This window comes from Paractinoplanes rishiriensis (genome assembly GCF_016862375.1).
GTDB classification, from domain to species: Bacteria; Actinomycetota; Actinomycetes; order Mycobacteriales; family Micromonosporaceae; genus Actinoplanes; species Actinoplanes rishiriensis.
In genome coordinates, this window is sequence record NZ_BOMV01000120.1 from 26,798 (window position 1) to 38,322 (window position 11,525).

At 69.2% G+C, this 11,525-nt stretch carries 10 protein-coding genes; 7 read left to right on the top strand and 3 right to left on the bottom strand.

The genetic code is table 11. From position 1 onward, the window contains the following. Window positions 1–10: 10 nt before the first annotated feature. On the top strand, window positions 11–292 hold the full coding sequence (locus tag Ari01nite_RS51585; protein WP_369076795.1) for a cellulose binding domain-containing protein: 282 nt from the start codon (window positions 11–13) through the stop codon (window positions 290–292). Window positions 293–349: 57 nt separating this feature from the next. On the opposite strand, the gene Ari01nite_RS47630 is transcribed toward Ari01nite_RS51585, so the two are convergent. Then, window positions 350–1,678 carry an extracellular catalytic domain type 1 short-chain-length polyhydroxyalkanoate depolymerase gene (locus tag Ari01nite_RS47630; RefSeq protein ID WP_203791165.1) on the bottom strand — a complete coding sequence of 443 codons (1,329 nt, stop codon included), beginning with the start codon at window positions 1,676–1,678 and terminating at the stop codon, window positions 350–352. A 120-nt stretch (window positions 1,679–1,798) separates the two neighbouring features. On the opposite strand from Ari01nite_RS47630, the gene Ari01nite_RS47635 reads away from it, so the two are divergent. Next, window positions 1,799–2,734, top strand: a complete 936-nt coding sequence (locus Ari01nite_RS47635; RefSeq protein WP_203791166.1) for a PaaX family transcriptional regulator — start codon at window positions 1,799–1,801, stop codon at window positions 2,732–2,734. Here Ari01nite_RS47635 and Ari01nite_RS47640 read toward each other — a convergent pair. Then, a complete protein-coding gene (locus Ari01nite_RS47640; protein ID WP_203791168.1) occupies window positions 2,718–4,223 on the bottom strand; it encodes a non-reducing end alpha-L-arabinofuranosidase family hydrolase in 1,506 nt (501 codons plus the stop codon). The genes Ari01nite_RS47635 and Ari01nite_RS47640 overlap by 17 nt on opposite strands. A 307-nt stretch (window positions 4,224–4,530) precedes the next feature. Between Ari01nite_RS47640 and Ari01nite_RS47645 the strand changes: the two genes are divergently transcribed. The 3 genes from Ari01nite_RS47645 to Ari01nite_RS47655 are packed head-to-tail and all read left to right on the top strand — an operon-like array spanning window position 4,531 to window position 7,580. Further along, window positions 4,531–5,820: an extracellular solute-binding protein gene (locus Ari01nite_RS47645; protein ID WP_203791170.1), complete on the top strand. Its 1,290-nt coding sequence runs from the start codon at window positions 4,531–4,533 to the stop codon at window positions 5,818–5,820. Window positions 5,821–5,826: 6 nt separating this feature from the next. Then, on the top strand, window positions 5,827–6,762 hold the full coding sequence (locus Ari01nite_RS47650) for a carbohydrate ABC transporter permease (protein WP_203791172.1): 936 nt from the start codon (window positions 5,827–5,829) through the stop codon (window positions 6,760–6,762). After that, complete coding sequence (locus Ari01nite_RS47655) at window positions 6,759–7,580, top strand: carbohydrate ABC transporter permease (protein ID WP_203791174.1); 822 nt, start codon at window positions 6,759–6,761, stop codon at window positions 7,578–7,580. The genes Ari01nite_RS47650 and Ari01nite_RS47655 overlap by 4 nt, the downstream gene beginning before the upstream one ends. 1 nt (window position 7,581) lies before the next feature. On the opposite strand, the gene Ari01nite_RS47660 is transcribed toward Ari01nite_RS47655, so the two are convergent. Continuing rightward, window positions 7,582–9,045, bottom strand: coding sequence for a sigma-70 family RNA polymerase sigma factor (locus tag Ari01nite_RS47660; protein WP_239163658.1), 1,464 nt, complete (start codon window positions 9,043–9,045; stop codon window positions 7,582–7,584). Between the two features lie 275 nt (window positions 9,046–9,320). Between Ari01nite_RS47660 and Ari01nite_RS47665 the strand changes: the two genes are divergently transcribed. Next, on the top strand, window positions 9,321–10,961 hold the full coding sequence (locus Ari01nite_RS47665) for a glycoside hydrolase family 27 protein (RefSeq protein ID WP_203791178.1): 1,641 nt from the start codon (window positions 9,321–9,323) through the stop codon (window positions 10,959–10,961). A 9-nt stretch (window positions 10,962–10,970) separates the two neighbouring features. Continuing rightward, the coding region (locus Ari01nite_RS47670) for an RICIN domain-containing protein (protein WP_203791180.1) at window positions 10,971–11,525 on the top strand (555 nt) is incomplete at its 3' end.

Below are 11,525 nucleotides of genomic sequence, written 5' to 3' on the forward strand. Positions count from 1 at the left end.
GAGTACCACGATGTCACGACGCAGGCCCGTTCTCGGGGCCATCGCGGCGGCGGCGGTACTTGCCCTGGCGGCGGGCGGCGCGCTGGTCAGCGGCGGCCTGGGCGGCTCCGCCTCGGCGGCCGAGGCCGGCACCCTCGCCGCGAGCGGCGGCTGCGGCAAGGCGCCGACGCTCGCCAGCGGCATCCGGACCATCACCAGCAACGTGGACTACAACGGGCGGATCGCGGCCGGCCAGTCGACCGAGTTCGGCTTCCAGGCCACCGGCTCCGGCTCCGGCCTCACCCCCACCTGACCCCCACCGGAGGACGCCGGCGCGGAGTTGGGGCTCCGCGCCGGCACCGGTGGCAGCTCAGGAACTGCTGCAGGCGCTGCCGTTGAGGGCGAACGCCGCGGGCTTGGCGGTGTTGCCGGTGTGCGTGGCCTGGAACCCGACGGTGACCGAGGCGTTCGGCGCGATCGCCGCGTTGTAGGCCGCATTTCGCGCGGTTACCTGGCCCGACGTCGGTGCGAAGGCGGCACTCCATCCGGAGGTGATCGTTTGCCCGGCCGGCAGGGTGAACACCAGGGACCAGCCGTTGACCGCGGTGGTGCCGGTGTTGGTGATGGTGAGGCTCTCGGTCAGGCCGGTGTTCCACGCGCTCACGGTCGCGGTGACGCGGCAGGACGCGGCGGCCGGCGGGGTCGAGGGCGGTGCGGTGGGGGGCGTGGTGGGCGGCGTGGTCGGCGGCGTGGTCGGGGTCGTCGTGCCGGTGATGCCGAAGAAGGCGAGGGCCTGCGCGGCCATGCCGGCGGACGGCAGGCTGTGCCCGGCACCCTGGATGCTGTACGCCTCGACCGGCACCGCGCCGGAACTGTCGGCGTAGCGGCGGCGGTTCCAGTTGGCCTGCGGGGTGTCGGTGGAGGTCGGCGTCTGGCTCAGCCCGAACACGTTGGTCCACTGCTCGATCGCCTCCTGCAGCAGCGAGTACGGCACCAGGGTGTCGTTGGTGCCGTGCCACAACTGGATGCGCGGGCGGCGGCCGCTGTAGCCCGGGTAGGCGTTGCGGACCGCGTCGCCCCACTCCTGCGGCGTCCGGTTCATGCTGCCGCCGGTGCACCGGCTGGCGCCCGGCGGATAGTCGGCCGCGTTGGCGAAGCAGTTGAACGGCACGCCCATGAACGCGGCGCCGGCCGAGAACACGTCCGGGTACAGGGCCAGCATGTGGTTGGTCATCATGCCGCCGGACGAACTGCCGGTCGCAAAGACCCGGGCCGGGTCGCCGCCGTACTGCCGCTGCACATAGTTGATCATCGAGATGATGGACACCGGGTCGCTGCCGCCGCCGCGCCGCTTGGCCGCCTCGGACCAGGTGTCGAAGCAGTTGCCGAAACCGGCCTGCTGGGTCGCGCTGGGATAGATGACGACGTAGCCGTACCGGTCGGCCAGCGAGGCGAACTCGCTGCCCGAGTAGAAACCGGGACCGGAGCCGCCGCAGCCGTGCATGGCCACCACGATCGGCGGGTTGGCCGGCCGGTTGTCCGGAACGTAGACGTGCATGCGCATGCCGCCGGGGTTGTCACCGAAGGCGGTCACCTCGGTCAGCGAGGCGGCGAAGGCGGGCCGCGCCCCCGGCGCCACCGGCGCGACGACGGCCACCGCAACAGCCGCGGCAATGAGGAACTTCCGGCTGACTCTCATCTCTGACTCCGTTCGTCGTTTGACAGATAGAGTCTCGCTCGATACGGAAACTGTCAATTGACGGGAGTCGATTTGTTGGGGACGGCGAGAACGGCAGGTGGGCCGTCTAGAGTCGTTGCCGTGACCAGTCCCTATGACATCGAGGAGATTTTTCCGGGGGACGGGGCTGGGTCGCTGTTGCCTCGGCGGCAGACCGGCAACTCGCCGCAGGGTCTGGCGGTGACGCTGCTGGCCGACTACACGCTGCGGGACCGGGGTGCGTTGCCGTCCGCGGCCATCGTGGAGCTGCTCGGTGAGGCCGGGGTCAGCCCGGCGGGTGCCCGGACGGCGATCAGCCGGCTCGCCCGTCGCGGCGTGGTCGAGAGCCTCCGCGAGGGCCGGCGCAGTTCCTATCGGCTCACCGTGGCGGCCGCTGCCAACCTGGCGGCCGGTGGCAGTGCGATCGTCTCGGCGGCCGGCGCGGAACCGTGGGACGAGCGGTGGACGCTGGTCGCGTTCTCGTTGCCGCAGGAGGAAGGCACCCTGCGGCGCGGGTTGACCACCCAGCTGCGGTGGATGGGCTACGCGCCGCTGTACGACGGGCTGTGGATCTCGCCGCACGACCTCACCGCGAAGGCCCGCAGCCGTCTCGCCGAGCTCAGCCTCGGCACGCTGACCGTCTTCCGGGCCCGGCACGTCGAGATCGGCGCGGCGGTCCGGCGGAACCCGCTGGATGCCTGGGACACCGCCGAGATCGCGCGCCAGTACGAGGCCTTCATCGAACGCTGGAAGTCGTTGCCGGAGCGGATCGCCGGGCCTGCGGCGGTGCGCGCCCGCACCGAGGTGATGGACACCTACCGGCGGCTGCCCATCCTCGACCCGCAGTTGCCGGCGCAGCTGCTGCCGCCGGGCTGGCTGCGTGAGCCAGCCCGGCGGTTGTTCGTCACCGTCTACGACGGCCTGGCGGATGCCGCCGAGAACCATGTGCGCGCGGTGGCCGGCGTCGACACCCCGGGGATCCGGGCGCACACGGTTGCCGACCTCGCCGCGGGCCTGGGGATCAGCGCTGCAGCGTGAGCAGGCCGGGCCGGTACGGCAGGAGGCCGTAGTCGCCGCCGGAGCTGGGGTTGCGGCCCTGGTAGAGCAGTTGCAGGTTGCAGGGGTTGATGGTCATGGTCTGGTCGGCGCTGGTGCGGATGAGTTCGCCGTGGCTGATGTCGTTGGTCCAGGTGGCGCCGCTGTTGGCTTTGCCGGCGAACGGGTTGCTTTCGGTGGCGGCTTGCGGGGTCCAGGTGCCGCCGAGGCTGGTGGCGGTGAAGGAGCGGAAGTAGCGGCCGTTGGCGCCGATGGCTTCGACGATCATGAGGTATTGGTTCTGGCCTTGGACTTTATAGACCTGGGGTGCTTCGAACAGGTTGTTGGTGGTGTCGCTCATGATGGTGGTGTAGTTGCTGCCGAAGCTGCCGGGGAAGTTGCCGATCGGCATGCTGGCTCGGTAGATCTTGCCGTTGTCGCCGGCGAAGAAGAGGTACATGTTGGTGCCGTCGCCGATGAGGGCCTGGTCGATGGGGCCGGTGCCGGAGCCGGTGATGCTGCCGGTGAACAGTGGTTGTGCGGTGGACCAGCCGTTGGCGTTGGTGGGGTTGGTGGAGGTTTTGTAGGAGAAGGCGGTGGGTCCCCATTGGTAGGCGAGGACCCAGATGTTCTTGGGTGCGAAGTAGAACAGTGAGGGTGCGACGGTGCCGGCGGACATGGCGTTCTGGGTGGCGGAGCCGAGTTGGTTGAAGTTGCTGACGACGTTGAAGTTCATCGAGCCCCAGCTGGTGCCGGTGTCGTGGGTGGTGGCGTAGACGAGGTGGCCGCCGTTGTAGGGGGCGGTGGTGAAGTCTTTGAGTGACACCCAGCCCGATCGCGGCTGGGCGAGCACGCCGGTCGACGACCAGCGGTAGGACGACGGAAGGCTGCAGTTGCCGCCGGGCGGCGGCGTCGTGGGTCCGGTGGTGGGCGTGCCCGACCCGACCCGGACCAGCTGCCACTGCTGGTTGCTGCCGTTCCAGTCGTCGTACTGGACGACGTTGGCGCCGTCCGCGGTGCCGGCGCCCTGCACCTCGACGGCCTTGCCGCTGTTGCGGTTGATCAGCCGGACGTAGCCGCCGTCCGAGTCGGCGAGGCGGAACTGCTGGTTGGTGCCGTTGCTGTCGGCCCACTGCACGATGGCGGCGCCGTTGGCGGTGGAGAAGTTGTAGACGTCGAGCACCTTGCCGGAGTGCCGGGACTTGAGCCGGTAGTAGCCGCCGCCGGAGTCGACGAATTGCCACTGCTGCTGCGCCTGGTCGTTGCGGGCCCACTGGGTGATCCGGCCGCCGTCGGCGGTGGACAGGTTGTAGACGTCGAGTGCCTTGCCGCTGTTGCGGTTGACCAGCACGTACGAGGCGTTGGTGTCGACCGTGGCGGCGGAGGCCTGCGAGGCGGTGACCGCGATGGCGCCGGCACCGGCCACCAGGACCAGAGAGGCGACGGCCATGCGGATCCAGCGGGGCCGCCGGGGACGGGCGGACGCTTCCATTTCTTGGTTCTCCTTCGGGGATGGGGGGAGGGCGCCGAGCTGTTAACGTTCACAATTTCTGGCGCATTGGCGCAACGCTAAGCGGAAAATCGGCGGCGAATCAAGTACGACCCAGGTCGGCGGAAGTCATTACGATTTTTCCGGCAGAGTTTCACATTACAACTTTTCAGTGCCGATTCTGAGCCCGGAAGTTACAGCGAAAGATGCTCTTGACCGCTCCGGAAAAGGCGGCGTAGCGTGCGGTGGCACCAGCGAAATACTTCGATATCTCTACGTAAATTCCGGGACTGCGTTCGAAGGGAAGACGATGGCGGCCTCGAGGGGAATCAGTCGCAGATCGTTGCTGGGGATAGCCGGTGCCGGCGCGGCCGGGGCGCTGCTGAGTGGGTGCAGCAGTGCTGAGTCCGCGTCGGCCCGCACCATCCGGTGGTGGCATATCGCGAATACCGATCCGATGTTGTCGCAGTGGGCGGATATGGCGCGCCGTTTCGAGGCCGCTCATCCCGGCGTCAAATTCGAGATCACCGCACTGGAGAATGAGGCGTTCAAGACGAAGCTCACCACCAACATCCAGGCCGGTGATCCGCCGGACATCTTCCACACCTGGGGCGGCGGCGTGCTGTTCCAGCAGGCCGAGGCCGGCATGGTCAAGGAGATCACCGCCGAGGTCGGTCAGTGGCGCGACACCCTGATCCCGACCGCGCTCGACGCCTATACCGCCGACGGCAAGACCTACGGCTCCGCGGTCGACACCGGCATGGTCGGTTTCTGGTACAACAAGGAGCTTTTCGAGCGGGCCGGGGTCGCCGGTCCGCCCGCGACCTGGGCCGGGTTTCTCGACGCCGTGCGCAAGCTCAAGGCGGCCGGCGTCACGCCGATCGCGCTGGCCGGCAAGGAGAAATGGCCCGGTCACTACTACTGGGCGTACCTCGCCATGCGGGTCGCGGGCCTGGACGCGCTGCGGCAGGCCGCGGTGGACAAGAACTTCGTGACCCCGGACTTCGTCGCGGCCGGCGCCCGGCTGACCGAACTCGTCGCGCTGCAACCGTTCCAGACCGGGTTCCTGGCCGCCGGGTATTCCACCGCGGAAGGGCAGGCCGCCACCGTCGGCAACGGCAAGGCGGCGATGGAGCTGATGGGCCAGTGGGCGCCCGTGGTGCAGCGGGACTCCTCGGCCGGCAAGAAGGGTCTCGGCGACAAGCTGGGCTTCTTCGGCTTCCCGGCGGTCGACGGCGGCAAGGGCAAGGGCACCGACGCGTTCGGCGGTGGCGGCGGATTCGCGGTGGGCAAGGACGCGCCGGCCGAGGCCGTCGAGTTCCTCAAGTTCATCGCCCAGCCGGACAACGCCCGGATCGAGGCCAGGACGGCCGGGGTGCTGCCGGTGGTCAAGGCCGCCGAGGACGCCGTCACCGACCCGAACCTCAAGCTGGTGGCGCAGACTCTGGCCACGTCGACCGGCTTCCAGCTCTACCTCGATCAGGCGTACGCGCCGGCGGTGGGCCAGCAGCTCAACGACAGCGTGGCCGAACTGCTGGCCGGCAAGGCGTCGCCGGAGCAGGTCGTGCAGGCCATCACCACCGCCGCGAAACAGGGCTGAGCGGGCGTGCTCACCAGCGAACGGCCGGCGCCAGCGAGTCCGCAGGCGCCGGCCGGCCCCGCCCCGCGCCGCCGGCGGCCGTGGGGAACAGTCGTACTGTTCCTGAGCCCGGCGCTCGTGCTGTTCGGCGTGCTCGTGCTGACCCCGATCGCGGTGGCCGCGTACGCCGGATTCTTCACCTGGAACGGCTTCGGCGTGCCCACCACGTTCGTGGGCCTGGACAACTTCCGGCGACTCCTGGCCGACCAGGTCTTCGTCGGCGACCTGCAGCGCAGCCTGCTGCTGATCGTGCTGTCGATCGGCATCCAGCTACCCGTTTCGCTGGCGTTGGCGATGCTGCTCAATCAGCCGCTGCGCGGCCGCCGCGCGTACCGCATGATCTTTTTTGCGCCTTATGTTTTGTCCGAAGTGGTCACGGCGGTGCTGTTCACCATGATCTTTTCGCCCAGTCAGGGACTTCTCGGCCTGGGCGGCACCTGGCTGGCCGAGCCGGACACGGTGATGTATGCGCTGTTCGTGGTGATCTCGTGGAAGTACTTCGGCTTCCACACGATCCTCTATCTCGCCGGGCGGCAGGGGATTCCGCAGGAACTGCACGACGCGGCCGCCATCGACGGCGCCGGTCCGTGGCAGGCGTTCCGCCGGATCACCCTGCCGCTGCTCGGGCCGACGATCCGGATCAGCGTGTTCCTGTCGGTGCTCGGCACCATCCAGCTGTTCGACATGGTCTGGGTGCTCACCGGTGGCGGGCCGATCCGGTCGTCGGAGACCCTCGCGGTGACCATGTTCCAGGAGGGCTTCAAGCGGTTCCACGTCGGTTACGCCAGCGCGATCAGCATGGTGATCTTCCTGATCAGCCTGGCGTTCGGGTTGCTGTACCAGCGGTTCGTCCTGCGCCGCGACCTCGAGGGCGCGGTCACCACGATGGGAGACCAACGATGAGGGCGGTACGCAGCGGAGCCCTGCACCTGCTCAGCATCCTGGTCGGTGCCGTCGTGGTGGTGCCGATCTTCTTCGGCGTGCTGGGCGGCTTCAAGGACAACGGCCAGCTGTTCACCAACCCGTTCGGCCTGCCCTCGCCGTGGGTGCCGGGGAACTACACCGAGGTGCTGGGTTCGGCAGCGTTCTGGCAGCAGGCCGGCAACAGCGTCACGATCGCGGTGGTCAGCACGGTGCTGGTCGTCCTGGTCAGCGCCATGGCCGCGTACATCTTCGCCCGGTACGCCTTTCCGGGCCGGGAACTGCTGTTCATGTTCTTCGCGGTCGGGCTGATGTTTCCGTTCGCCGTCGCGATCCTGCCGCTGTTCATTCTGCTGCGCGAGCTGAACCTGCTGGACAATCCGCTCGGCGTGATCCTGCCGCAGGTCGCGTTCGGCCTGCCCATCACGATCATCATTCTGCGCAGTTTCTTCCGCGGCATCCCGGCGGAGGTGGAGGAGTCCGCGGTGCTCGACGGATGCGGGCCGTTCCGGTTTTTCTGGCGGATCCTGATGCCGATGTCCCGGCCGGCGCTCGGCACGGTCTCGGTGCTCGCGGTCGTCGGCAGCTGGAACAATTACCTGTTGCCGCTGATCGTCTTCAACGATTCGCGGTGGTGGACGCTGCCGCTCGGCGTCCAGCAGTTCCAGTCGCAGTACTCGGCCGACACCGCGCGCATTCTGGCCTACGTCACCATCGCGATGCTGCCGTCGCTGATCTGTTACGCCCTCGCCGAACGGCAGCTGATCGGCGGCCTCACCAGTGGGCTCGGAAAAGGCTGATTCAGGCCAGCGGGGGGCGCACCCGGAAGGAGCGGTCGGACCGGAACTTCGCGGTGCTGTCGTCCTGGTCGACCCACATCTCGGTGCCGACGTGCCGGATGAAATACCCGGAATAGTTGTACGACTCGAGCGACAGGGTGCCGGCCGCGGCGCCGTTCCGCAGGCAGAACGTGGCGTCCCGGCGGAACAGCACGGTCGCCTCCTCGCGGGACGGCCGCAACCGGAACGACGCGTGCCGGAGCCACCGGCCGTCGGTGGTCCGGAACGAGTAGCAGTCGGTGCCGGCCAGCCCGGGAACGACCTCGAAGGTGGCCCGGCGGCGCGCCGCGGCACTGCTGTCGCCGTTCAGGGGGGCGAGCACGCCGAGGCCGTCGGCGGTGGTCGAGACGAACCGGCCGCCGAGGTTGGCCGACTCCAGCGAGACCTCGCCGGCCGGCAGCGCGGGTGGCGACGGTGCGGTCGCCGCCGGTGCCACCAGGATCGGCGCGTTGGCCGACGTGACGGGTGGTGCGGAACGGCCGTTGACCGCCACCACCACGGTCACCACGACGGCCACGCCGGTCGCGGCGGCCACCACCCGTGGACGCGAACGGAGCCCGGCAAGCGCCCGGCCCAGCACGCCGCCGGCGCTCGCCGGGCCGATCCCGGCCGCGATGGTCTGCGCGGTGGTTTCCGCGAGCGCGGCCGGCAGCGGCAGCAGCGCGATCCCGGCCAGCAGCCGCTCCAGCGGGATCTGGCCCTCGGCGGCGCGGGCGCACACCGGGCAGGACCGGGTGTGCCGGCCGATCCGCTTGCGCCAGAACGGGCTCGGCACGCCGTTCCAGTCGGCGATCGCGGCGGCCAGCGCGTCGCAGCCGGGCATCGCTTCCAGCGCCGCCACGATGGAGCGGCTCAGGTCGAGTTGCTCGCGCATCCGGTGCAGCAGCACCCCGGTGTGCGGGACGCTGGCCCGCACGGTGCGGGCCACCTCGGCCCGGGTCAGCTCGCCGGCCGTCTCCAGCCACCACAGCGACAGCAGCGAGCGGTCGTCGGCCGAGAGCCAGCGGGTCGCGCTGCGCACCTGCCGCCGCTGCCCGGCCAGCATGGCGCGCAGCAGCGCGGGGCCCTCGATGTCGGCGTCCGGTTTCCAGGCCGCGGCCTCCAGCGGCGCGGTGTGCCCGGCGCTGGTGCCGGACCGGGCCAGGTGGGTGCCGATCTGGTGCACCGCGATCGCCGCGAGCCACGGCCGGAAGCTGGCCGGCTCGCGCAGCCGGGGGAGCTGTCGCAGTGCGCGGAGCGCCACCTCCTGCACCACGTCGTCGACGTCCGGGCTGTCGCCGAGCGCCTGCCGGGCCAGGTTGTAGATCATCGGCAGGTGCGCGCGGAACAGCGCGTCCTGTGCGCGGAGGTCGCCGGCGCGCGCCGCGACGGCGAGCGCGGCGTCCGTCTCCCGGGCCGGCCGCGTCCGCTCCGCGTGAACGCTCACAGTGTCTATGACCGGCATGTTACGAAGCGGTTCCCGATCCGACAAGCGCCGCTCGCGCGACGACTCCGGTGGCCCCGTGTGCATTACGCTTTTTCACCAACAATCTTGTTGTTCGCTGGTCAGTGCCATGAAAAGTGTAATGGCTGCAATCGGAAAATGGTCGATCGGTGAGTGGCACTGATTCGCATTGAATTTCGCGAAATCTTCTGGCAATGTTCTGCGACATCCCCGTTAGTTCAGCAGGTTGTTAACGTTAACACCTGAGGAGATCCCCCATGTCACATTCATTGGTTCGTCGCTGGGCCACGGCGTTGGCGGCCGGGCTGCTAGTCGTCGGCGCCGCCGTCACGGTGCTGCGCCCCGCGCCGGTGGAAGCCCTCGAGAACGGCGTGGCGCGCACCCCGCCGATGGGCTGGAACACCTGGAACACGTTCGCGTGCAACATCAACGAGACGCTGATCCGGCAGACCGCGGACGCCATGGTCAGCAACGGCATGCGCGACCTCGGCTACCAGTACGTGGTGGTCGACGACTGCTGGTTCGACCCGAACCGGGACGGTGCCGGCAACCTGCAACCCAACCTCTCCCGGTTCCCCAGCGGGATGAAGGCGCTCGGCGACTACCTGCACGCCCGTGGCCTCAAGTTCGGGATCTACCAGGTGCCCGGCGCCCGCACCTGCGCGCAGAGCGTCGGCACCTATCCCGGCTCGACCGGCAGCCTGGGCCACGAGGTCCAGGACGCCAACCAGTTCGCGGCCTGGGGCGTCGACTACCTCAAGTACGACTGGTGCAGCGGCAGCGGGACGATCAACGACCAGGTCGCGTCGTTCGCCAAGATGCGCGACGCGCTGCGGGCCACCGGCCGGCCGATCGTCTACAGCATCAACTCGAACAGCTTCCACTGCTGCACGGGTCCGCAGCGCAGCTGGACCGACGTGTCGAACATGTGGCGGACCACCGAGGACATCACCAACCGCTGGGACACCGGCAACACCAACGGCTACCCGATGGGCATCAAGAACATCATCGACATCAACGTGCCGCTGGCCGGCCACGCCGGGCCGGGCGGGTTCACCGACCCGGACATGATGGTGGTGGGCCGCGGCGGGATGACCGACACCGAGATGCGGACGCACTTCGCGATGTGGGCGGTGATGGCGGCCCCGCTGATCGCCGGCAACGACGTCCGGTCGATGGACGCGGCGACCTCCACCATTCTCAAGAACAGCCGGCTGATCGCCGTCAACCAGGACAGCCTCGGCCTCCAGGGCGTGCAGGTCTCGATCGACAGCGGCCGCCGGGTGCTGGCCAAGCGGCTGTCCAACGGCGACGTCGCGGTGGCCCTCTACAACCCGGGATCCGGCGCGGCCACGATGTCCACGACCGCCGCGGCGATTGGCAAGAGCGGCTCCTCGTTCACCCTCACCGACGCCTGGACCGGCGCCACCAGCACGACCTCCGGGACGATCAGCGCGAACGTCCCGTCGCACGGCACCGTCGTCTACCGGGTGAGCGGCGGCGGCACCGGGCCGTCGCCGACTTCCAGCCGGCTGGTCAGCTCGTCCTCCGGGCGGTGCCTGGACGTGCCGATGAGCAACACCGCCAACGGCACCCAGCCGGTGATCTGGGACTGCGGCACCGCGGCGAACCAGCGCTGGACCGCGTCCGGGCAGACCCTGCAGGCGCTGGGCAAATGCCTGGACTCCCCGGCCGGCGCCACGGCCGGCACCAAGGTGCAGATCTGGGACTGCACCGGCGGGGCCGGCCAGCAGTGGACCCTCCAGGCCAACGGCACGCTCCGCAACAACCAGTCCGGCCTGTGCCTGGACGTCGACCGCAACCTCACCACGAACGGCACCCTGACCCTGCTGTGGACCTGCACCGGCGCCGCCAACCAGGTCTGGACCAAATCCTAGGAGCAATTGATGCACGAGTTAATCCGGCGGAGATGGCTGGCGGCGCTGACGGTTGTGGTCACCGCGTTGGCCGGTGGTGTGCTGGCGGTGGTCACCGCGTCGACGGCGTCGGCCGCGACCGTCGACACCAACGCCTGGTATGTGCTGGTGAACCGCACCAGCGGCAAAGCCCTGGACGTCTACAACCTCTCCACGGCCGACGGCGGCCGGATCACCCAGTGGACCCGTGGCGACGGTGCCAACCAGCAGTGGCAGTTCGTGGACTCGGGCGGTGGCTACTACCGGATCAAGTCGCGGCATTCCGGCAAGGTCCTCGATGTCCACAACTTCTCCACCGCCGACGGCGGTGCGATCGTGCAGTGGGCCGACGGCAACGGACAGAATCAGCAGTTCCGGCTGGCCGACTCGGACGGTGGGTACGTCCGGCTGATCGGCCGGCAGAGTGGTAAAGCCGTCGAGGTGCAGAGCGCTTCCACCGCTGACGGCGCCAACATCGTGCAGTATGCCGATTGGGGTGGCAACAACCAGCAGTGGCAACTCGTCCAGGTGGGCGGCGGTGGCAGC